This is a genomic window from Shimia sp., assembly GCF_965227725.1.
Taxonomy (GTDB): Bacteria; Pseudomonadota; Alphaproteobacteria; order Rhodobacterales; family Rhodobacteraceae; genus Shimia.
Genome location: NZ_CBDDGH010000005.1, coordinates 1,356,851 through 1,377,030, shown reverse-complemented (window position 1 = coordinate 1,377,030; position 20,180 = coordinate 1,356,851). Strand labels below are relative to the sequence as shown.

Here is a 20,180-nt window from a genome sequence, read left to right as displayed (position 1 = left end):
TGCGGGGCCGGGCTGCAATGCTGACGTTAGGTGAGCTTCTCTGGGGCCTGCCAGTCCACCCAGCGGCCGTGAAAGTCAGCGCGCCCGAGATTTATGGTCACATCACCGGGCCAAAGGCGGAGCGTAAGCGCTGCGCCGGGTGTCTGGTCATCGGCCTCATAGGACAGCCATGCGAGGGGCGCGGCTTCGGTGGCCTTGGCCCCTGCGGCTTCCATGATCTTGGTGCCGCGCATCTGGCCCGCTGCAGGAAAATACTGCCAAGCCACGGTGGAGTAGACCAGATGCAGCGCGCCGCTTTGTGGGTCGGCAACGCGTGCTTCCAGCCAGTCTATCGCGTCGCTGGCATCTACCTCGGCGTCCTGCACGGCAATGGCGGCGCGGGTGCGGGTGATGCGCTCGGCTTGATCGGCCCAGAGATAGGCCTGAAGCCGCAGCGCGTGATCGGGGTCATGGCTGTTTAGCGGGTGCAGGTCGACGCCGCGGCGGTCCACCACTGAGAGCGCACCTTGTGGCGGCAGCGCGCCTTGCCAGTCGGGTGTCAGCACCACGTCGCTTTTCGGGCCATAGCCGTCACCCACTGCGAGGTGGAACTGGTCAAACATCAGATTGAGACCGGCAGAAGCCCCAAGCTCGGAAAGTTTTAACGGCAGGCCAAAGCGCGCGGTCAGCAGCTGCGCCGTGGCGATCAGAACGGCGCTGCGGCGCACTTCGTTGGTCTGCGGCGCGTTGGTGATCCAGTCACACAGAAAGGCGTCATGGCGGTGCAGGGCGGCAAGGACTTTGTCTTGCAGCTCTGGCTCCGCCGGTGCGTGGGGCGGATAGACCGCTGCCAGCGCCGGATCCGTTTGGTTCAGCACCAGCGCATGGAGGCCACTGGCGATGCGCAGGGGCAGGCTATGTCCTTTGGGGCCGATGTCGCCCGCAAAGGTGGCGCAATTTTTGGCAAGTGCGGTGTCGGTGGGCCAGTTGGCAGAGAGCATGCGCAGCAGACGGCCCATAAACGGGCTGCCCAAGGCGTCGCAGCTGTCCGCCTGCTCCAAAAACGCCGCACTCAGGGCGTTCATGAGAACTTGTCCATCAGTTTTTGCAAAGGGCTGCGGCTGTCCTCTTCGGGGGCGAGCTTGGCCTCTGCCTTGGGTTTTGAGGTTTCCGCTTTGGCAGGGGCGGGGCTGCCCCCCGCTTTCGGGCCTTTGGTGCCGGTGGAGGGGCGCGGCGGGTTCAGGCGCATGGCTACCGCATTGGAAAACTTCGCGGTGTCCCCTTCGGCCAGATGCGCCGCGCCGTCAGAAATGCCACGCAGCATGTCATCAAGCCAATCCTGATCCGTCTTGGCAAAATCGCGCAGCACATAGCCGCTCACCAGCTCCTTGCGGCCCGGATGGCCAATGCCCATGCGCACGCGGCCATAGGTTTCGCCGATATGCTGATGGATGGAGCGCAGCCCGTTGTGCCCCGCGTGGCCGCCGCCCATTTTGTATTTGAGCTTGCCCGGTGCGAGATCCAGCTCGTCATGAAAGACAACCACATCCTGAGAGGTCAGCTTGTAAAACCGCATCGCCTCGCCAACCGATTGGCCGGAGAGGTTCATGAAGGTTTCAGGCTTCAGCAGAAGCACCTTCTCACGCCCCAGTCGCCCTTCGGTCAGCGCGCCTTGAAACTTGCCTTTGAAAGGCGCAAAGCCGTGGTCAGAGGCAATCTGATCCATCGCCATAAAGCCGATGTTGTGACGGTTTTGCGCGTATTTGGCCCCCGGGTTGCCAAGGCCGACGAAGAGTTTCATGAGATCTGCTCGCTGTGATTTCTGCGCTGCAGTATAGGGATGCTGCGCGGCTGAGGCAAATCACTCCGCGGGTTTGATCTCGCCGCCCTGACAGCGGGTCAGGTGATCTTCGTCATGCAGTTTCAGGCGACGGGAGGCGGTGAAATCATGGCGCACATGATCCCACCACGCGCCAATGTAACTGCGCTCAGCTTCGGCATGAAACACCTCCGGGGCCACGCGGCGCAGGGTGGGCAGGCGCGTCCATGGGACATTGGGAAAGGAGTGATGCTCGTTGTGATAGCCGGTGTTGAACAGCAGCCAGTTGATCGGCCCATAGGTCGAGCGCGTTGGGTTCACATCATCGTCGCCGGGATGTTCGGTGAGGGATTGGCCAAGGTTGGTCACCCCCAGTTTGCCGAGGAAAAAGGACAGGGACCAGAGGTGATAGAGCAGCGCCCAAGGACCAAGCAGGGCGAGCATCACGAGATTTGAGATCACAGAGGTGATGATGAACGGGCGCATTTCGGCCATGTCGGGCGAGGTGCCGGTGAAGCGCGGTTGCGGATCGCGCACCGGGCGGCCAGAGGCCCAAGCATAGAGCGGCGGCAGGATCTTGTCGGCGATGAACACAGAGCCCAACGGCAGAGCGTGCAGGATGAGCGTCAGAACTGTCAGCGCATGTTGCAGCGCGGGGCTGGTTTTGGCGATGGCAAAGCGCGCCTGCAATGCGCAGAGGTCTTCGTGCTCATAGTCATTGTCATAGTCGCCGATGAAAGGATGGTGGCTGGTGACATGCTGATGCTGATAGGTGAGCTGTTTGCCGTAAGAGGTGAGGATGAATTCCAGCCCAAGATCAAAGGCCAGCTTTGGACCCGCGGCGCGGAACACCAGCTTGTGGCAGGTTTCATGGATCAGCGAAGCGGCGGAGTGATAGACCAGTTGCCCGATCAGAAAGGCGGCGAGGCCGATGACCCAGATCGGTTGATCCGAGATCAGCCAAGCGATGCCCCAATGCACCGCCAGCAAGACCGGCAACGCGAGCGCGGTCAGAGGCTGTGGCCCGGACAGGGCGGCCAGCTCTGGGTGCGCGGCCAAAGCGGCTTTGCGCATTTCATTGTGGCGGCGGGAATGCGGCGAGATCCCTTTGGGGCGCGGTGCGGTATCAGACATCGGGTTTTCAGCGTTCAAAATGGTGGTGCCGCCAGCCTAAGCTGCGCAGGGGGAGCGTCAATGTGCAAATCGCCTGCGAGGGGCGCTCACACCGTAACTCGCGTTAACCTGGCGGTTCATAAGGCTCCCAGCCTTTTTCTCAACTGTGCGGTTTTCCGCACAACCCCTGTCTGGCCTGTGCGGGATTTCGCACGTTTTTGAAGTGCGCCTATCGGGGTAATTGGGTATTTTTCCGGTAACCATCTGTTATTGTGATGAAAAAATTTCAAGAGGGGACATATGCAAGAAATTGTTGAGCGGTCCCTTCGGTAAGGCCACAGTCCTGTCATCCAGCGCTTTGAGCACTTCTGGGCGCTGACGGCACTTGAACGAATATCTGGGAGGAAAAAGATATGAAATTCTTGACCACTGCGGCCACAGCGATGGCCCTGACTGTCACCGGCGCGAGCTTTGCGGCTGCGGCCTGTGACGATGGCGAAATCGTCGTCAAATTCAGCCACGTGACCAACACCGACAAGCACCCAAAAGGGATTGCTGCGTCGCTCTTGGAAAAGCGCGTGAACGAAGAGATGGACGGCAAGATGTGCATGGAGGTCTTCCCGAACTCCACACTCTATAACGACAACAAAGTGCTGGAAGCGATGCTGCAGGGTGACGTGCAGCTGGCCGCGCCTTCGCTGTCCAAGTTTGAAAAATTCACCAAACAGTTCCGCCTGTTTGACCTGCCGTTCATGTTCAAAGACATCGCGGCCGTGGATGCGTTCCAAGCCTCTGACAAAGGTCAGGCGATGCTGGACAGCATGCAGCGCCGTGGTCTGCAGGGGCTGGGTTACTGGCACAACGGCATGAAGCAGATGTCTGCAAATGTGCCGCTGGAAACCCCAACGGATGCAAACGGCCTGAAGTTCCGCGTACAGTCCTCTGACGTGCTTGTGGCCCAGATGGAAGCCATGGGTGGTTCCCCGCAGAAGATGGCCTTCTCCGAAGTTTACGGCGCACTGCAGCAGGGCGTTGTGGACGGTCAGGAGAACACCTGGTCCAACATCTACGGCAAGAAGTTCTTTGAGGTGCAGGACGGCATCACCGAGACCAACCACGGCATTCTGGACTATCTGGTTGTGACCTCTGTCGACTGGCTCGACAGCCTGCCAGAAGATGTGCGTACCCAGTTCATCACCATCTTCCAAGAGGTGACCCACACGCGCAATAAAGAAGCGGAAGCGGTGAACCAAGCGGCGCGTCAGTCCATCATCGATGCAGGCGGTACCATTCGTGAGCTGACCCCAGAACAGCGCCTGGCTTGGGTTGAAGCCATGAAGCCGGTTTGGGAGAAATTCACTGACGATGTTGGCCAAGACAACATCGACGCAGCGCAGGCGATCAACGCCGCAGGCTGATTTCAGGGCGTAAATCCTGATCAAATTTGAGCGGGCGGGCCGCCAATGGCCCGCCCGTTTTGCAACCAAAATCCACTCAAAACACAAGCGGGACGCAGGACAATGCAAACCAAGCATAGCTTTGTGGACCGGATCGAAGAGACGCTGATCGCGTTTCTTCTGGGCAGCATGACATTGATCACCTTTGCCAATGTGATTGCCCGGTTCGGTTTCAACTCAAACATTCTCTGGGCGCTGGAGGCGACGGTTTTCCTGTTTGCCTGGCTGGTGCTTTTGGGCGCCTCATATGCCGTCAAGAAACACAGCCATCTGGGCGTCGATGCGATCCTGAACATGGTGAGCCCGGCAACGGCGCGTGTTCTTGGTCTGATCGCGGCTGCGGCCTGCCTGATCTTCTCGCTGCTGATGCTGAAAGGCGCCTATGACTATTGGGCGGTCTTTGCGGATCTGCCGCCGACGTCGGGCCGCTGGTTCCCGACCGGCTTTGATCTGAAGGCGCGCAGCCAGTCTTTCTATGAGGTGCAGGACGTGCCGATGATCAGCGCGTTCAAGTTTCTGGAAGACCTGATCAACTACGGCGACGAATACGAAAAGCTGCCCAAGGTGGTGCCTTATATCGTGCTGCCGATCTCCATGTTCCTGCTGGTGTTCCGGTTTGCACAGGCCTCCATCGCGATCTGGAAAGGCGACACCGACCGTCTGGTGGCGAGCCACGAAGTTGAAGATGAAATTGAAGAAGTGCGCGCACTTCAAGGGGAGCACGACTGATGGCTGTTGTTCTACTATTTGCCACGGTGATTGGCCTCTTGTTGATCGGGGTGCCGATCGCGGTGTCTCTGGGTCTCAGCTCGATCCTGTTCCTGCTGATTTTTGGCGATGCTACGCTGGCCTCTGTGGCAGGCACGCTGTTTGAAGCCTTTGAAGGGCACTTTACCCTGCTGGCGATCCCGTTCTTCATTCTGGCAAGCTCCTTCATGACCACAGGTGGTGTGGCGCGCCGCATCATCCGCTTCTCCATCGCCTGTGTGGGGCATCTGCCCGGCGGTCTGGCGATTGCGGGTGTGTTTGCCTGTATGATGTTTGCCGCACTCTCAGGTTCCTCTCCGGCGACTGTTGTGGCGATTGGTTCCATCGTGATCGCAGGCATGCGTCAGGTCGGCTACTCCAAAGAGTTCGCCGCAGGTGTGATCTGTAACGCAGGTACGCTCGGCATTCTGATCCCGCCCTCCATCGTGATGGTGGTATACGCGGCGGCGGTGGAAGTCTCCGTGGGCCGTATGTTCCTTGCGGGTGTGATTCCGGGCCTTCTGGCGGGTCTCATGCTGATGGTGACCATCTATGTGATGGCGAAGGTGAAGAACCTGCCCAAAGGCGAATGGCGCGGCTTTGGTGAGATTGCACAGAGCGGCATGGAAGCGGGCTGGGGCCTGTTCCTGATCGTGATCATTCTCGGCGGCATCTACGGCGGTGTGTTCACCCCAACCGAAGCGGCGGCGGTGGCGGCGGTCTATGCCTTCTTCATCGCCTGCTTTGTCTACAAAGACATGGGCCCGCTGGCGGCAGACAACAACGGTGGCCAGAAGGTCTCCGTGTTCAAAAAGCCGCACGCGCTGATCACATCCTTCTTCCACGCAGACACCAAACACACGCTGTTTGAGGCGGGCAAACTGACCGTCACCCTGCTGTTTGTGATCGCCAATGCGCTGATCCTGAAGCATGTTCTGACCGAACAGCAGGTGCCACAGACCATTGCCAACGCCATGCTGTCTGCAGGCTTTGGTCCGGTGATGTTCCTGATCGTGGTGAACGTGATCCTGTTGATCGGTGGTCAGTTCATGGAGCCCTCAGGCCTTCTGGTGATTGTGGCACCGCTGGTGTTCCCGATTGCGATTGAGCTGGGCATTGATCCGATCCATCTGGGCATCATCATGGTGGTGAACATGGAGATCGGCATGATCACACCGCCGGTGGGTCTCAACCTCTTTGTGACCTCCGGTGTGGCCGGGATGCCGATGATGGGCGTGGTGCGGGCGGCGCTGCCGTTCCTTGCGGTGCTCTTCGTCTTCCTGATCATGATCACCTATATCCCGTGGATTTCCACCGTGCTGCCCAATGCGGTCATGGGGCCGGAGATCATCACCAACTAGGGGAAGTAAGCGGTGCGCTGCCGCGCGCTCTTATTCTGAAAACAGCAAGGCGACGCTCCGATCTCGGGGCGTCGTTTTTTGTTGTGGGTTAGGATTAGGAAGTTTTGCTGAGAAGCGGTTCAGGGGCAGGTCTGCCCTGAACGCGCCAATCCCAGTGTCAGGCTTGCGCGGCCCGCCTCAAGGCCAGGCCGCTGCGCGGGCGCTCACGCGCGCCACCCAAGCGGTGTCAGGCCGCGTCAAGCGCGGTGATGATGGCGCTGAAGTCCGCTGCTTTGAGGCTTGCGCCGCCCACCAGAGCGCCGTCCACGTTCGAAACCGCAAAGATTTCTGTGGCGTTGGAGGGTTTTACGGAGCCGCCGTAGAGCAGGCGCACGGAGCGGCCAACGCCTTCGCCAAAGCGCATTTCCAATTGGGTGCGCATAAAATCATGGACTTCGCCAATCTGGGACATTGTGGGCACTTTGCCGGTGCCAATCGCCCAGATCGGCTCATAAGCCACCACGAGGTTTTCGCCGGTCGCCTCATCCGGGATGGAACCCGCCAGCTGGCCACCGATGATGTCGAGCGTGTTGTCGGCCTCTCGTTCCGCGAGGCTTTCGCCCACGCAGATCACAGAGATCAGCCCGGCTGACCATGCTGCGGTGGCTTTGCTGCGAACATCCGCATCGGCTTCGCCGTGATCTTCGCGGCGCTCGGAGTGGCCCAGGATCACATGGCTTGCGCCTGCGTCCTTCAGCATCTCGGCGGAAATATCGCCGGTGTGGGCGCCGCTGGCATTGGCGTGGCAGTCCTGACCACCGATGGCGACAGACCCGCTGATCGCGGCGGCGCGGGAAATCAGGGTGGAGGGGGGGCAGATCAGCACATCGGTTTGCGCTTGCGCACCCGCGGCGGCGAGCGTTTCCAGCTCCGCCAGCGCTGTGGCGGTGCCGTTCATTTTCCAGTTTCCTGCTGCCAGTTTGCGACGCATTTCTGCCCCTCCGTGTGTTGACCCGAGCTATCTAGTGTTAGCGCAAGTCATGGGAGTATGGGCGGCTTACGTCAAGCGCTCAGGTGAGTTTCGGCGCTCCGTTAGCGGCAACCTGTTCGGCCAGCTCATCCATGTCTTTGAATTTGATGGATTCGCCGCAGCCACAGGCATCGGCCACATTGGGGTTGTTGAACTGAAAGCCGCTTTCCAGAAGCGAAACGCTGTAGTCAATCTCGGTGCCAAAGAGGAACATCTGCGCCATCGGTGCAATCATCACCACGGCGCCGTCCTGTTCCACACGTTCATCATGCGGGTCGGACTCAGTCACGTAATCCATGGTGTATTCCATGCCCGCGCAGCCGCCTTTTTTGACGCCAATGCGCAGGCCCGCATGGCCTTCTTTGGCCATGAGTTTGGAGATCTGCGCAGCGGCAGATTTGGTCATGGTGACCGCTTGTTTTCCGGGAATGCCAAACATCAGCTTTCCTTTCTAACCCGTTGTGAGATCACATGAAGCCCAGCTCAAGCCGTGCTTCATCGCTCATCATTTCCATACCCCAAGGTGGCGACCAGACAAGCGCCACCTCAACCGTGCGCACACCGCCGACACCGGCGACAGCTTCCTGCACCCAGCCTGGCATTTCACCAGCCACAGGGCAACCGGGTGCGGTGAGGGTCATGATCACATTCACGTCGTTCTCGTCATTGACCAGGATCGTGTAGATCAGGCCCAGATCGTAGATATTCACCGGGATTTCAGGGTCATAGACGCTGCGGCACGCCTCCACGATTTGCTCGTGCAGCGGGTGATCCGTGCTTGACGGAGTGATCAGCGGCGCGCCTTCGACGGGATCGGTGGCGGGATCGGGAGCCTGTGTCATGCTGTGTCCTACATAAATCCTGAGGTTTTCATATAGGAAATTCCCATTCGGAGGTCCAGAGGGGGGAGGGGGCGAAAATGCAGGGTTGGTATCGTGACGGTGTTAGGGGCGGTATCGCAAAGGTGCGGATGTCATCAGTTTTCCGCCGCGCCGGGGAGCGGATCGGTGATCCATTTGCAGTCGGCGGGTGGGGGGGTGGCAGGGACGTCGTGGTATTCGGGTGGGGCGATTTCGGGCCAAAGGGTATCGCTCCAAGCTGGATCGAGCATTAACCACCCACGCCACCGTCCGAAGAAGGCGTCGTCGCCCAGCGGCTCAGGGTTCTCCTGCAGCCAGTTCCAAAGGCAGGGATGGCCAATTTGATTGCGCATCGTTTCGGGAACGGTGACCGAGGCATCGAAGAAGGTATTTCGCCAATCTGTTTGGTCGCTCACAATCGCCTCGGAGAAGTCCACAGACCTGAGCGCGCCGCCATGGTTTATGCTCGCGCTCAGGTCTGTATATTGTAGCAACATGGGGTTATCTATAGACGAGATCAATAGCGCACTACTGAGGTCTGCCCTCTGCAGGTCTGCTTCCCAGAGGTTTGCCCCCTGCAGGTCCGCGCCTAAGAGGACTGCCCCCTGCAGGTCCGCGCCCAAGAGGACTGCCCTCTGCAGGTCCGCGTTCATGAGGTCTGCCCTCTGCAGGTTCGCTTCCCAGAGGTTTGCCCCCTGCAGGTCCGCGTCGCTGAGGTTTGCCCCCTGCAGGTCTGCTGCCCTGAGGTCTGCCCCCTGCAGGTCCGCGCCTAAGAGCACTGCCCCCTGCAGGTCCGCGTTCCTGAGGACTGCCCTCTGCAGGTCCGCGTTCATGAGGTCTGCCCCCTGCAGGTCCGCGTTCATGAGGTTTGCCCCCTGCAGGTCCGCGCCCAAGAGGTCTGCCCCCTGCAGGTCCGCGTCGCTGAGGTTTGCCCCCTGCAGGTCCGCACCACTGAGGTTTGCCCCCTGCAGGTCCGCGCCCAAGAGGTCTGCCCCCTGCAGGTCCGCGTCGCTGAGGTTTGCCCCCTGCAGGTCTGCTTCCCAGAGGTTTGCCCCCTGCAGGTCTGCTTCCCAGAGGTTTGCCCCCTGCAGGTCTGCTTCCCAGAGGTTTGCCCCCTGCAGGTTTGCGTCGCTGAGGTTTGCCCCTGCCAAGAATGTATTGTGCAAACGGGCATCTCGGAAATTTGGTTTCTTCGCCTCTGCTTTGTTCCAGCTTGGTTTCTGCAAACCGTCCACTACGAGGTCAGCCTGTTTTTCCCACGCTGCTACAAAACTCTCCGGAGCAGTGTCTCCGACTTTGCATTTTGGCGTGGTTGCGCGCTTGCACCATTGGTCCAGGAAGGTTTCACGCGCCTGTTCGTATGGCTGCCAGTCCTTTGGTTTGACGACGATTTCTTCGCTGCGTAAGTCAAGTTCTGCCAGGCCAATCCATTCCGAGGGCGCCGTGGTCAGGCTGTGGCTAATGATGAAGGCGAAAGGTGTAGACAGCACAAAAAACAAATTGATCGCCAGGCTGTCCCAAACATTTGCAGAAGCGTCTGCGCCATAGGTCATGCGGCGACGGAGCATTACAAAGCTCGCCCAAGCGAAAATCAAAGAAAACAACAGGCAGGCCACGATCAGGGCAGTCATTAGGTACGCGCGTGCAGCTAGTGATTGCAGCCAGAGAAACACAAGCACCGCCGGACCAAAGGCCCATGCGAGGAGGAAGTTCCAGAATGCGTTGGGGCCTTCCAGAGCGCGGGGGGCGATGCAGCCGTCAGCACGTATGGGTTTTGAGGCGCGGTAATGAAGGGCGCTGTCAGTGAGCAACCAAGGAGCGATTGCTTCAGCCAAAGGACGGCCATCAATCTCCGCGGGGGCTTTGCCCAGTTCATCCCAGAGGCGGATAAGGTAGAGGTGAAAATATGCGTATATGGCGGCAACAAGGACCGGCGCAGCGTAGAAGAACAGTGGCGTCGGGACGGAGACGTTGATTAGTGGGAGCTGGGTGGCGCGGTCTACGCCGTAGAAATCAATGTCGCTCACGCCCATCAGGGTGATGCCGACAAACAGTAGCACAGAGAGCAGGGCGAACCATGTGCTGCGGGCGTTTTGGGTGAGGGCGTTGATCCGCTCGACGGAGGGGTCTGCCATAACAGCTGCTACCAAATAACCTAAACAATAGCGGCAGGGTAGCAAGATGAGGCGTTTCAGACAACTTTGGGCTGCCTGAAACGCTTGGTTGGTCTCAATGGACGTCAGTCGTTGATGTCATGCTTGAAGGTTTTGACCTGGCCTTTGGGCAGCGCGAACAGGCGGCGCAGGATGAGCCATGCGGCCAGGCTGACGGCGGCGAAGATCAGGAGCAGCATGGGCACCGACAGGAGTTGCAGCGGGCCGAGGAGGGCGAGGCCGACCACGGCGGCGGCAATCGCGAAGCCGAGGAAGACAAAGCCCGGGGCGAGCACTTCGAGGATCGCGAGCACCAGCGCGGCGGCGAGCCAGACCCACCATGTTGTCATGAGGTCGGCCATATCCTTATCCTTTCAAGAGCTTAAAGGCGTCGCCAAAGGCTTCGATCGCGGCGGCGGGCAGCACGATGGTCTGTTTGCCTTCGCCATTTCCAAGCGCGTTGAGTGATTCTACCTGCTTCAACGCCACCTGATATTGCGCGGCCTCGATGCCGTTGTTTTTGATCGCTTCGGCCACAACGCCTGTGGCGTAGGCTTCGGCCTCAGCTTCGATGCGGCGGGCTTTGGCGGATTGCTCGGCAGCGTAAAGCTCGGCGTCGGCTTGTAGTTCAACGGCGCGCTTCTGCCCCTCGGCCTCGGTCACCTGGGCGCGACGGGCGCGTTCGGCGTTGAGCTGTTGCAGCATGGCGTCGCGGGTGGCCTGATCGAGGTTTACGTCAAGGATTTCGGCGCGGGTCACTTCGATGCCCCAGTCATCCACGGCGGTTTCGACCATTTTCTGGATCGAAGAGATCAGATGCGCGCGGTTGGATTGCACCTCGTCCAGATCCATTTTGCCGATCTCGGCCCGCACGATCCCGGCGACGGTGGTGGCAATGGCGCCATCCACATCGCGGATGCGGTAAACGGTCTTTTCCGGCTCCAGAATGCGGTAGAACACGGAGGTGTCGATCTGCACCAGAACGTTGTCTTTGGTGATCGCGTCCTGTGTGGCATTGGGCAGCTGGCGCTCCAGAATGGAGATCTGGTGGCGGACCACATCAAGGAAGGGCACGACAAAGTTGATGCCCGGCCCAAGCACCGAATGCAGGCGGCCAAAGCGCTCGACCACGTGTTTTTCGCTCTGCGGCACGATGCGCACGCCTTTCAGAACAACGATGATTAGGAAAATAGCGCCCAAAATCAGGACGATGTTTTGTGATAGCAACGATAAAATCAGATCTTCCATATGTGGTCTGCTCCCCAAAAAATGCTTGTGTTTCTGTGGTTTGCAATATGGGGATTGGGGGATGTTTTACAAGCGAAACGCGAGGGCGTATGGAGGGGGAAAATACGTCAAATGTCCCCGAAAGAAGGTGTGTGATGTCAGAGAAGTTTTCGTTCTCGCTTAAGGCCACGGATGGCAAAGCCCGTACGGGTGTGATCGACACGCCGCGCGGCGAAATTCGCACGCCAGCGTTTATGCCGGTGGGCACGGCGGCCACGGTGAAGGCGATGATGCCGGAAAGTGTGCGCGCAACCGGGGCGGATATCCTGTTGGGCAACACCTATCATTTGATGCTGCGCCCCACAGCGGAGCGGATCGACCGTTTGGGTGGGTTGCACAAGTTCATGAACTGGGAGCGCCCCATTCTGACGGACAGCGGCGGGTTTCAGGTGATGAGCCTTGCGGGGCTGCGCAAGCTAACGGAGAAAGGCGTGACGTTCAAGAGCCACATTGACGGCTCCAAACACGCGCTGACGCCGGAGCGGTCGATGGAGATCCAGAAGCTCTTGGGCAGTGACATTGTCATGTGTTTTGACGAATGCCCGGCGCTGCCGGCGGATCGGGACCGGATTGCAGAGAGCATGCGGCTGTCGATGCGCTGGGCGCAGCGTTCGCGGGATGCCTTTGGGGATCGCCCCGGCCATGCGCTCTTTGGCATTCAGCAGGGCGGTCTGGAGCAGGATTTCCGCGAAGAATCTGCCGAAGCGCTCAAAGAGATCGGCTTTGACGGTTATGCCGTGGGTGGCCTTGCGGTCGGCGAAGGGCAGGAGGCGATGTTTGGCTGTCTGGACTATGCGCCTGACATGCTGCCGGCGGACAAGCCGCGCTATCTCATGGGCGTGGGCAAACCGGATGACATCGTTGGCGCGGTGAAGCGCGGGATCGATATGATGGATTGCGTGCTGCCGTCCCGCTCGGGCCGGACTGGGCAGGTGTTCACACGCCACGGGGTGGTGAACATCAAAAACGCACGCCACGCGGATGATCCGCGCCCGCTGGATGAGCAGTGCAGCTGCCCGGCGTGTTCCAACTATTCACGCGCTTACCTGCATCATGTGTTCCGCAGCAACGAGATGATCTCTGGCATGCTGCTGACCTGGCACAATCTGCACTATTTCCAGGAGATTATGCAGGGCATGCGGGATGCCATCGCGGCGGGCACATTTGCGGCCTGGGAAGCGGACTTCCACGCGCAGCGTGCGCAAGGGGACATTGAGCCGCTGTAAGGCTTGCGCTTTGCTAAGTTTGTTGGCCCTCGCCCTCGGCGGGGGCTTTTTCGTCTTCGCCGCTCTCTGCATCCTCGGCTGGCCGGTCAAAGATCAGATCGATCAGCATCCCGATGCCGCGCAGGATCAGGGTGAAAAAGAGGAATGAGACAATCACCAGCGCGATGTCGCCGTCGCGGGTGGTGGGGTCAACCCACATCATCATGCCAAGCGCCAAAAGCAGCGCGGCGATGGAGGCGGATTTGAGGGAGGTGAGTTTCTTAAGCATCGTCGCTGTCCCCTTCGCCCAAGAGTACATCCGTGATCATTGCCCGAATGGCCCCAATGATGCGCGCGCCGTGATAGTCGCTGTAAAGCCGCAAGGTGCGGCGCAGCTCATACCGATAGATCGGACAATCCCAGCAGGTTGCGGCGATCTTGCGTTTCCACGCGCGGAAATCGGCCTCGGCCTGTTGTTTGGTCACAACGAGGCTCAGGTTCTTGCTCAGCACCGGGGCGCCAATGGTGCCGATGGAATGGCCGGGGTTCCACGCCAGCAGGAAAGGGCCGCGATCTGAGCCGATGTTTTCGCCTGCGGCGCGGGCCGCATCCATGAAGAAATCGCTGTGGGGCAGATTGTAGTGCTTCGCTGCCAGCTCGCATTTTTGCCCGTTCGGGCTTGAGTTCAGTTCATTTGCGATCTCTGCGCTGGAGACCGGCCAGATCGTCACCACCTGCCGGGCTGAAGGGAACGCCGCTGTGGCCCCAGCGACGGAGGAGATGATGCCCTGAAATGCGCGGCACAGCATGGCGAAGCGCGCCTCTGTGTCCGGTGTCGGATTTTGCGGGAAGGCCACCACGCCATAGGCCAGATAGCCCTCGGGCGGAAACTGTCCCGGTGCGGCAAACAGATGGGTGGGGATGATGCGGTCAGATGGAGGCGGACCTGCGGCGGTTGCTGGAAGGAGCTCGCTGAGATCTGCGCCTTGCTCCAGCGCCTCCAATATGGCGTCGACCTCCTCAGAGTCCGTCTCGGCGCGTTCCTCCGCGCCAACCGTGTCAGAAGTCGCTTCCACGGAGATGGTTTCCTCCGCAACAGGGGCGGCAGCGGCCTCTTCGGTTGCGCTGACATCCATTGTTGCGAGCTGTTCGACTGCGCCCTCTGCTGGAATGTCTGAGGCGCTTTCAAACTCGTCGGGGGCCTCTAACACCATTTCAAGCGGGGCATCAAAATCTTCGATCACCGGTGGCTCTTCGGAGGCAAATGGTTCGGGATTGTCTTCGATGCTCAGAAGCGTGCCCGGCTGGATTGAGAGAGCTTCGTCAAAGGGGGCGCTTGCTTGGCTGTCCGGTTGAGTGGTGGTGGTCGAGGGCGCGGCGATGCTTCCCGTGGGAATGTCCATTTGCGCAAGGGCTTCGGGTGTTATCGCGCCGTCTTGGATCATCTGCTCGGCAGTGTTGAGAACCAGACCACGGGTGGGCTGTTGTGTAGATTGGGCCTGCTGTTGAGCGTCGCCAATCTCAGCGCGTAGGGCTGTCATGGCCCGTTGCGAATTTGACGCCTCAGCGCTGGGCTCTGCCACGGTCTCGGGCAAACTTGGTGCGGATGCCGCACTTTCTGTTGCCGGAGCGACCTCTTGTTCCGCGGGCGGGCTTGGGGGAACGCTTGCCACCTCTGACTCGGTGGCCGTTTCTGATGCCTCAGGCGGGATGCCGGACATCGTGATCATAAGCGGAGGATCGTTTTCTGCTGGGCGAGGGCTGAACGTGCCAAGCGCGAGGAAGCCGCCAAGCAACACAACGGCCAAAATCCCAACGATCGCAAACCTGCGCATAAAATCACCTCAAAACCGGATACTTAGCAAATACCCAGAAACATTAGCACAAATGCCATATTTTGCATAACTTCCAGCGCTGTCTGGAATGCGGGGGATCTCAGCTGTGGCGTGGTTGCCGCTACGGCAGTTTTTTGCCGATCAGACGGGGCAAACCTACGTCACGAAAAATCACTTGAGATGGGGCTTTCCGCCTTGTTCCTTACGCTCTGTAAAGGCATTGTGTGCTCCAACGAGCAAAACGCTGTTGAAAGCGGAGGCATCGGCCCCCAAATCAATAAGCCGAGGAAACGGAAAGTGGCCGAGTGGCTGCCTCAAAGAGGGGCCTGTGTCGCTTTGCTAGAACAAGGAAAACTCATGCAAGAGCCTCTCAACACATCTTATCCTGTCCTGCCGCTGCGCGACATTGTGGTCTTCCCACATATGATCGTGCCGCTGTTTGTGGGCCGGGACAAATCGGTCCGCGCGCTGGAAGAGGTGATGGCCGATGACAAGCAGATCCTGCTTTCGAGCCAGATGGATCCCGCTGAGGATGATCCCAACATTGATGGCATCTATCGCACCGGCGTTCTGGCGAATGTGCTGCAGCTCCTGAAGCTGCCCGATGGCACTGTGAAAGTGCTGGTCGAAGGCCAGAGCCGCGTGACAATCACCGACTTTTTGGAAAACGACGATTTCTTTGAAGCGACGGCTGAGCCGCTTGAAGAAATGCCAGGCGACGCCGCCACCATCGAAGCGCTCTTGCGCTCTGTTGGCGATGAGTTTGAGCGTTATGCCAAGGTCAAAAAGAACATCCCAGAAGAGGCGCTGAGCGCGGTGGAAGAAGCCGCTGAGCCGGCGCGTCTGGCCGATCTGGTGGCCGGGCATCTGGGCATAGAAGTGTCTGAGAAGCAGGAGCTTCTGGAGACCCTGTCTGTGAGCGAGCGTCTGGAGAAGGTCTATGGCCTGATGCAGGGCGAGATGAGCGTTCTGCAGGTTGAGAAAAAGATCAAAACCCGCGTCAAATCCCAGATGGAGAAGACCCAGCGCGAGTACTATCTGAATGAGCAGATGAAGGCCATTCAGAAGGAGCTGGGGGATGGCGAAGAGGGCGAAGGCGAAATTGCCGAGCTCGAAGAAAAGATCGCCAAGATCAAGCTCTCCAAAGAGGCTAAGGAAAAGGCTGACGCGGAACTCAAGAAGCTCAAGAACATGAGCCCGATGAGTGCAGAGGCGACTGTGGTGCGCAACTATCTGGATTGGATGCTCTCCATTCCATGGGGCAAGCGCGGCCGCGTTAAAAAAGACCTCAAAGGCGCGCAGGCGGTGCTCGACAAAGACCACTACGGTCTGGAGAAGGTGAAAGAGCGCATCGTCGAGTATCTCGCCGTGCAGCAGCGCTCCTCCAAGCTCAAAGGCCCGATCTTGTGCCTTGTTGGCCCTCCGGGCGTGGGTAAGACCTCGCTGGGCAAATCTGTTGCCAAAGCGACCGGTCGCGAGTTTATCCGCATCAGCCTTGGCGGCGTGCGCGATGAAAGCGAGATCCGCGGTCACCGCCGGACCTACATCGGCTCCATGCCGGGTAAGATCATTCAGGCGCTGAAGAAAGCGAAGACCACCAACCCGCTGATCCTGCTCGATGAAATCGACAAGATGGGGCAGGACTTCCGCGGTGATCCGGCCTCTGCGATGCTTGAGGTGCTCGATCCGGAGCAGAACGGCACCTTTGTGGATCACTACCTCGAGGTGGAATATGATCTGTCCAACGTGATGTTCCTGACCACGGCGAACTCCTACAACATGCCGGGCCCGCTTCTGGACCGGATGGAGATCATTTCGCTGGCCGGGTACACCGAGGACGAAAAGCGTGAGATCGCGCGTCAGCACCTGATCGACAAGCAGATCAAGAACCACGGCCTGAAAAAGGGCGAGTTCGAGGTCTCTGACGAGGCGCTGCAGGAGGTGATCCGCACCTACACCCGTGAGGCGGGCGTGCGGAACCTTGAGCGTGAGCTGGCGAAGCTGACCCGGAAGGCGGTCACTCAGATCGTGAAAGGGGACGCCGAAAGCGTGTCTGTCACACCTGAGAATCTGGATGATTTCCTTGGCGTGAAAAAATACCGCTACGGCCTTGCGGAGGAAGAGCATCAGGTGGGTGTTGTCACCGGTCTGGCCTGGACCAGCGTCGGCGGCGATCTGCTGCATATCGAAGGTTTGAAACTGCCCGGTAAGGGGCGGATGAAGACCACCGGTAAGCTCGGCGATGTGATGAAAGAATCCATCGACGCAGCAAGCTCCTATGTGCGCTCGATCAGCCCGCAGATTGGCGTGAAGCCAACCGTCTTTGACAAGATCGACATCCACGTGCACGTGCCGGATGGCGCTACGCCCAAGGATGGCCCCTCAGCGGGTCTCGCCATGGTGACCTCGATTGTGTCCGTGCTGACAGGTATCCCTGTGCGCAAAGACATTGCCATGACCGGCGAGGTCTCTCTGCGCGGCAATGCGATGCCGATTGGCGGTCTCAAAGAGAAGCTCTTGGCGGCGCTGCGTGGCGGCATCAAAACCGTGTTGATCCCGCAGGAGAACGAGAAGGATCTGGCGGATATTCCGGACAACGTGAAAGACGGTCTGGAAATCATCGCGGTGAAACATGTCTCCGAGGTGCTGAAACTTGCGTTGATCGAAGAGCCAGAAGCGATCGAGTGGGACGAGGCGGCAGAAGAAGCCGCAGCGGCCGCGCTCAAATCTGAAGAGGGCACAGGCGCCCGCGCGCACTAAAAAGACCGCTTAAAGTAAGAGAAAACGCGTCAGGAAACTGGCGCGTTTTTTTATGCGCGGAATGTATCTAATTTTAAGAAAAAATCGTGTGATTTTAATCGGTCACAGCGGGGTTTTGATCCACCGATCATTAATCATATTCCGGCATCCCAGAGGGGCATTTTACATCAGGAGCCAGAATGGAACCTCAAACACGACTCGGCCTTGCACGGCTGACGAAGATGGCCTTTGACGGAATCGATTTGATGCCGCTGCGGGCTGAGCTGCTCACACAATCGGAGCAGAGTGATGACACCGACGGCATTTTTATGGACCTCTCGGTGATTGATCAGCTGCATGGAAATCAGGAGATGGGGCTGGAGTGGCAGGCCAAGGCGCTCAAGGGCCATCGCATGTTCTCCATCAACCGCCGTGAAACCGCGCAGCCCAAGCTCTTGGTTTTTGCGGAACCGAGCCATGTGGGGGGCAATACGCCGATTGAGTTCCTGCTGGAAACCTCTGATTTTGAGATCATCACCTATTACCCTGATCTGACACCGGGCGCGCAGAATGTGCTGCCTGAGCATGATGTGGCGTTCTGTGCGGTGCCGACTGACTCCGACATTGCCACACCGTTTTTTGAGACCGTGCGTGGCCTGACGGCGCAGAGCGGCGTTCATACGTTCAACCTGCCTGACGGGCCGGTTGACCTTGACCGTGACGTGCTGGCACGCATCTTCCCTTACGTGCGCGGGCTGCGCTTCCCGAAGACCACCCGGATCACACGCGACGCGCTGATTGGCGCGCTGGTTGCGGGGCAGGAGGAAGCAGCACTGGCCGGGGTAGGGGGCTATCCCTACATCATCCGTCCGGTGGGCTCCCATGCCGGTCTGGGGCTTGAGAAAGTCGATGATAAGGACGCGCTGGTGGATTACCTGCTGAGCCAACCTGCGCCGGATTTCTTTGTCTCGGAATATGTGGACTATGCGACGCCCGCCGACGGCCAGTTCCGCAAGTACCGGATTGTCTTTGTGAACGGCAAAGCCTTCCCTTGCCACATGGCGATCGCGGATCAGTGGGACGTCTGGTATCTGAACGCGAAGATGGAGCAGCATCCGGAGAAGCGCGCGGAAGAGGCCGCTTGGATGGAGGACTTCGACGCAGATTTCGCAGCGCGCCACAGCCATGCGTTTGAGGCGCTGACCACCGGTATCGGGTTGAACTACTTTGGCATTGATTGCGCCGAGGACCGTGACGGCAATCTGGTGGTGTTTGAAGCGGACAATGCGCTGATCGTGCACGACATGGATTCAGATGCGATTTTCCCTTACAAAAGCAAACACATGCACGAGATTTTTGCGTCTTTTGAAGCGATGCTGAACGCCTATCGCAAAGACGACAAAGCAGCTGTTTCTACCAGTGTTCCGCACTGATTGAGACGCAGGTTTGAGATTGAGAGCGCGCCCTTTAAGTGGCGCGCTTTTTCATGCTTGGTCAGATGTGCCTAGACACCTGACAACAACACATCCATGGCACGCAGAATGAGGTCGCTTTGATCCTTCACGGTTCCAGTGCGCCGCAGGCTTGGCCGATGGACGGATGCGATGAGGCGTGTGGCGAGAATGAAGCGTGCGCCATTGTGGACGATCTCAGGATTTAGGAGCCGCACCGCTGGATAGTCTGTCAGCAGCGGGATGACGACAACAGCGGCATCAGGAGGCAGCAAGTCACTTTCGACAATAACCATGGAAACGCCATTGTATTCGGCCACATCGTAGCGCGTCAGCTTTTCCAAGAGGATGCCCCTGGGGTCGTCATGATGTCAGCCAGCGGATGCCGGTGGCGTTCGTGCCAATCGGATTGATCGGCAAAGGCGCTTTTGTTCTCTTCCAGCCATTGTTTGTGGCGTGCTTCTGCCACGGCCTTGATAAGAGCCGCCTCTGCCACAGCCGAAACATTCACACCCAGTTGTTTGGCGTCGTCGAGCGTCTCTGCATCAAGCGTGAGGGAGGTTTTGCGTTTCGTGATGGTTGCCATGGTCAGATACCCTCAAACATACCGTAAATATATACCGACATTGAGTCTCGGGCAAACGCCCAAGGCTCAGCAGCCAGATCCGCTCGCGTGCATACCCTCAAAAGAAAAAAATTGGGGGGCGCTTGGCCCCCCAGTTTCGCCATTCAGGCTCACTCTATATACCGCTCGATGTTTTTTGCCTGCGGCCTGAATGTCGTCGGAGCGAGCGCACCCGCTCCGGGTATCACCACCACCTGAAATAGGGACGATGGCGGGATATTTCGTCGGGGGCCTCTGCCCCCTACCCAGGTCCCCCCGGGATCTCGTGTGGCGGCGGGGTCAGGCCCGGCGCTGGCTGGCCGCGTAGAGCAGCTGCTCTGCGTAGCCGTTGTCTTTGACTGCTTTGGGGGCGGAGCTCTCCGCACCCAGCAGTTTTTCTTTGGCCCCCTGACGGACCTGCTTGGCCCATTCGCGCCGGACAGAAATACGTCCGACGACGGCGAGATCATCCGTGAGTGGCTTTTCAGCAGGTGAGATCTCGTGAATGCTGGCTGTCATGTCTTCGGCTCGAAGGCTTCTGCGCTTCGTGGTAGTCACATT

20 protein-coding genes are annotated in these 20,180 nt (G+C 59.0%); 6 read left to right on the top strand and 14 right to left on the bottom strand.

From position 1 onward, the window contains the following. Positions 1-26 precede the first annotated feature (26 nt). Genes ACO07T_RS17030 through ACO07T_RS17020 form a run of 3 tightly spaced genes read right to left on the bottom strand, consistent with a single transcriptional unit; the run spans position 27 to position 2,932 of the window. Entirely contained in the window at positions 27-1,064 is a 1,038-nt protein-coding gene (locus ACO07T_RS17030) for a DUF2332 domain-containing protein (protein ID WP_422050363.1), read from the bottom strand. Then, the gene (gene pth / locus ACO07T_RS17025; RefSeq protein ID WP_422050362.1) at positions 1,061-1,780 is read right to left on the bottom strand and encodes an aminoacyl-tRNA hydrolase; all 720 of its coding nucleotides are present in this window, start codon (positions 1,778-1,780) and stop codon (positions 1,061-1,063) included. Before pth ends, ACO07T_RS17030 begins: the two co-directional genes overlap by 4 nt. Positions 1,781-1,840: 60 nt before the next feature. Next, a complete protein-coding gene (locus ACO07T_RS17020) occupies positions 1,841-2,932 on the bottom strand; it encodes a fatty acid desaturase (RefSeq protein ID WP_422050361.1) in 1,092 nt (363 codons plus the stop codon). A 392-nt stretch (positions 2,933-3,324) separates the two neighbouring features. Between ACO07T_RS17020 and ACO07T_RS17015 the strand changes: the two genes are divergently transcribed. The 3 genes from ACO07T_RS17015 to ACO07T_RS17005 all read left to right on the top strand — a co-directional run bounded on the left by ACO07T_RS17015 (position 3,325) and on the right by ACO07T_RS17005 (position 6,476). Continuing rightward, complete coding sequence (locus ACO07T_RS17015) at positions 3,325-4,329, top strand: DctP family TRAP transporter solute-binding subunit (protein WP_209079321.1); 1,005 nt, start codon at positions 3,325-3,327, stop codon at positions 4,327-4,329. Positions 4,330-4,431: 102 nt separating this feature from the next. Next, the gene (locus tag ACO07T_RS17010; RefSeq protein WP_209079320.1) at positions 4,432-5,097 is read left to right on the top strand and encodes a TRAP transporter small permease; all 666 of its coding nucleotides are present in this window, start codon (positions 4,432-4,434) and stop codon (positions 5,095-5,097) included. Continuing rightward, a complete protein-coding gene (locus ACO07T_RS17005; RefSeq protein ID WP_422050360.1) occupies positions 5,097-6,476 on the top strand; it encodes a TRAP transporter large permease in 1,380 nt (459 codons plus the stop codon). Before ACO07T_RS17010 ends, ACO07T_RS17005 begins: the two co-directional genes overlap by 1 nt. A 226-nt stretch (positions 6,477-6,702) precedes the next feature. Here the strand turns inward: ACO07T_RS17005 and tpiA are convergent, their stop codons facing one another. The 6 genes from tpiA to ACO07T_RS16975 all read right to left on the bottom strand — a co-directional run bounded on the left by tpiA (position 6,703) and on the right by ACO07T_RS16975 (position 11,746). Beyond that, positions 6,703-7,446, bottom strand: coding sequence for a triose-phosphate isomerase (gene tpiA / locus ACO07T_RS17000; RefSeq protein ID WP_422050359.1), 744 nt, complete (start codon positions 7,444-7,446; stop codon positions 6,703-6,705). A gap of 79 nt (positions 7,447-7,525) precedes the next feature. Next, positions 7,526-7,924 (bottom strand): HesB/IscA family protein, encoded by a 399-nt coding sequence (locus tag ACO07T_RS16995; RefSeq protein ID WP_422050358.1) that lies wholly within the window; start codon positions 7,922-7,924, stop codon positions 7,526-7,528. Positions 7,925-7,952: 28 nt separating this feature from the next. Continuing rightward, the gene (locus tag ACO07T_RS16990; RefSeq protein ID WP_209087031.1) at positions 7,953-8,327 is read right to left on the bottom strand and encodes an SUF system Fe-S cluster assembly protein; all 375 of its coding nucleotides are present in this window, start codon (positions 8,325-8,327) and stop codon (positions 7,953-7,955) included. 134 nt (positions 8,328-8,461) lie between these two features. Further along, positions 8,462-10,480, bottom strand: a complete 2,019-nt coding sequence (locus ACO07T_RS16985) for a pentapeptide repeat-containing protein (RefSeq protein WP_422050357.1) — start codon at positions 10,478-10,480, stop codon at positions 8,462-8,464. 104 nt (positions 10,481-10,584) lie between these two features. Then, positions 10,585-10,860 carry an NfeD family protein gene (locus ACO07T_RS16980; RefSeq protein ID WP_209063566.1) on the bottom strand — a complete coding sequence of 92 codons (276 nt, stop codon included), beginning with the start codon at positions 10,858-10,860 and terminating at the stop codon, positions 10,585-10,587. A 4-nt stretch (positions 10,861-10,864) separates the two neighbouring features. After that, positions 10,865-11,746 (bottom strand): SPFH domain-containing protein, encoded by an 882-nt coding sequence (locus ACO07T_RS16975; protein ID WP_209087034.1) that lies wholly within the window; start codon positions 11,744-11,746, stop codon positions 10,865-10,867. Positions 11,747-11,880: 134 nt separating this feature from the next. Here ACO07T_RS16975 and tgt point away from each other — a divergent pair, with 134 nt between their 5' ends. After that, complete coding sequence (gene tgt / locus ACO07T_RS16970) at positions 11,881-13,011, top strand: tRNA guanosine(34) transglycosylase Tgt (protein ID WP_422050356.1); 1,131 nt, start codon at positions 11,881-11,883, stop codon at positions 13,009-13,011. A 13-nt stretch (positions 13,012-13,024) separates the two neighbouring features. Here tgt and ACO07T_RS16965 read toward each other — a convergent pair whose 3' ends face one another. Both ACO07T_RS16965 and ACO07T_RS16960 read right to left on the bottom strand, forming a co-directional pair. Further along, complete coding sequence (locus ACO07T_RS16965; RefSeq protein WP_422050355.1) at positions 13,025-13,279, bottom strand: hypothetical protein; 255 nt, start codon at positions 13,277-13,279, stop codon at positions 13,025-13,027. Then, positions 13,272-14,825 (bottom strand): hypothetical protein, encoded by a 1,554-nt coding sequence (locus ACO07T_RS16960; protein WP_422050354.1) that lies wholly within the window; start codon positions 14,823-14,825, stop codon positions 13,272-13,274. The genes ACO07T_RS16965 and ACO07T_RS16960 overlap by 8 nt, the downstream gene beginning before the upstream one ends. Before the next feature lie 357 nt (positions 14,826-15,182). Here ACO07T_RS16960 and lon point away from each other — a divergent pair, with 357 nt between their 5' ends. Then, positions 15,183-17,585: an endopeptidase La gene (gene lon / locus ACO07T_RS16955; protein WP_422050353.1), complete on the top strand. Its 2,403-nt coding sequence runs from the start codon at positions 15,183-15,185 to the stop codon at positions 17,583-17,585. Positions 17,586-17,764: 179 nt separating this feature from the next. Further along, a complete protein-coding gene (locus ACO07T_RS16950; protein WP_422050352.1) occupies positions 17,765-18,997 on the top strand; it encodes an ATP-grasp domain-containing protein in 1,233 nt (410 codons plus the stop codon). A 71-nt stretch (positions 18,998-19,068) separates the two neighbouring features. Here the strand turns inward: ACO07T_RS16950 and ACO07T_RS16945 are convergent, their stop codons facing one another. The 3 genes from ACO07T_RS16945 to ACO07T_RS16935 all read right to left on the bottom strand — a co-directional run bounded on the left by ACO07T_RS16945 (position 19,069) and on the right by ACO07T_RS16935 (position 20,177). Further along, complete coding sequence (locus tag ACO07T_RS16945; protein WP_422050351.1) at positions 19,069-19,359, bottom strand: CcdB family protein; 291 nt, start codon at positions 19,357-19,359, stop codon at positions 19,069-19,071. Beyond that, a complete protein-coding gene (locus ACO07T_RS16940) occupies positions 19,347-19,601 on the bottom strand; it encodes a type II toxin-antitoxin system CcdA family antitoxin (RefSeq protein WP_422050350.1) in 255 nt (84 codons plus the stop codon). Before ACO07T_RS16940 ends, ACO07T_RS16945 begins: the two co-directional genes overlap by 13 nt. Before the next feature lie 318 nt (positions 19,602-19,919). After that, positions 19,920-20,177 (bottom strand): hypothetical protein, encoded by a 258-nt coding sequence (locus ACO07T_RS16935; RefSeq protein ID WP_422050349.1) that lies wholly within the window; start codon positions 20,175-20,177, stop codon positions 19,920-19,922. Positions 20,178-20,180 lie beyond the last annotated feature (3 nt).

What these genes read in the sequence shown, in the direction of transcription:
- ACO07T_RS17030 (WP_422050363.1), bottom strand. Translation starts at nt 1,064, where the DNA reads ATGAACGCCCTGAGTGCGGCGTTTTTGGAGCAGGCGGACAGCTGCGAC.
- pth (WP_422050362.1), bottom strand. Translation starts at nt 1,780, where the DNA reads ATGAAACTCTTCGTCGGCCTTGGCAACCCGGGGGCCAAATACGCGCAA.
- ACO07T_RS17020 (WP_422050361.1), bottom strand. Translation starts at nt 2,932, where the DNA reads ATGTCTGATACCGCACCGCGCCCCAAAGGGATCTCGCCGCATTCCCGC.
- ACO07T_RS17015 (WP_209079321.1), top strand. Translation starts at nt 3,325, where the DNA reads ATGAAATTCTTGACCACTGCGGCCACAGCGATGGCCCTGACTGTCACC.
- ACO07T_RS17010 (WP_209079320.1), top strand. Translation starts at nt 4,432, where the DNA reads ATGCAAACCAAGCATAGCTTTGTGGACCGGATCGAAGAGACGCTGATC.
- ACO07T_RS17005 (WP_422050360.1), top strand. Translation starts at nt 5,097, where the DNA reads ATGGCTGTTGTTCTACTATTTGCCACGGTGATTGGCCTCTTGTTGATC.
- tpiA (WP_422050359.1), bottom strand. Translation starts at nt 7,446, where the DNA reads ATGCGTCGCAAACTGGCAGCAGGAAACTGGAAAATGAACGGCACCGCC.
- ACO07T_RS16995 (WP_422050358.1), bottom strand. Translation starts at nt 7,924, where the DNA reads ATGTTTGGCATTCCCGGAAAACAAGCGGTCACCATGACCAAATCTGCC.
- ACO07T_RS16990 (WP_209087031.1), bottom strand. Translation starts at nt 8,327, where the DNA reads ATGACACAGGCTCCCGATCCCGCCACCGATCCCGTCGAAGGCGCGCCG.
- ACO07T_RS16985 (WP_422050357.1), bottom strand. Translation starts at nt 10,480, where the DNA reads ATGGCAGACCCCTCCGTCGAGCGGATCAACGCCCTCACCCAAAACGCC.
- ACO07T_RS16980 (WP_209063566.1), bottom strand. Translation starts at nt 10,860, where the DNA reads ATGGCCGACCTCATGACAACATGGTGGGTCTGGCTCGCCGCCGCGCTG.
- ACO07T_RS16975 (WP_209087034.1), bottom strand. Translation starts at nt 11,746, where the DNA reads ATGGAAGATCTGATTTTATCGTTGCTATCACAAAACATCGTCCTGATT.
- tgt (WP_422050356.1), top strand. Translation starts at nt 11,881, where the DNA reads ATGTCAGAGAAGTTTTCGTTCTCGCTTAAGGCCACGGATGGCAAAGCC.
- ACO07T_RS16965 (WP_422050355.1), bottom strand. Translation starts at nt 13,279, where the DNA reads ATGCTTAAGAAACTCACCTCCCTCAAATCCGCCTCCATCGCCGCGCTG.
- ACO07T_RS16960 (WP_422050354.1), bottom strand. Translation starts at nt 14,825, where the DNA reads ATGCGCAGGTTTGCGATCGTTGGGATTTTGGCCGTTGTGTTGCTTGGC.
- lon (WP_422050353.1), top strand. Translation starts at nt 15,183, where the DNA reads ATGCAAGAGCCTCTCAACACATCTTATCCTGTCCTGCCGCTGCGCGAC.
- ACO07T_RS16950 (WP_422050352.1), top strand. Translation starts at nt 17,765, where the DNA reads ATGGAACCTCAAACACGACTCGGCCTTGCACGGCTGACGAAGATGGCC.
- ACO07T_RS16940 (WP_422050350.1), bottom strand. Translation starts at nt 19,601, where the DNA reads ATGGCAACCATCACGAAACGCAAAACCTCCCTCACGCTTGATGCAGAG.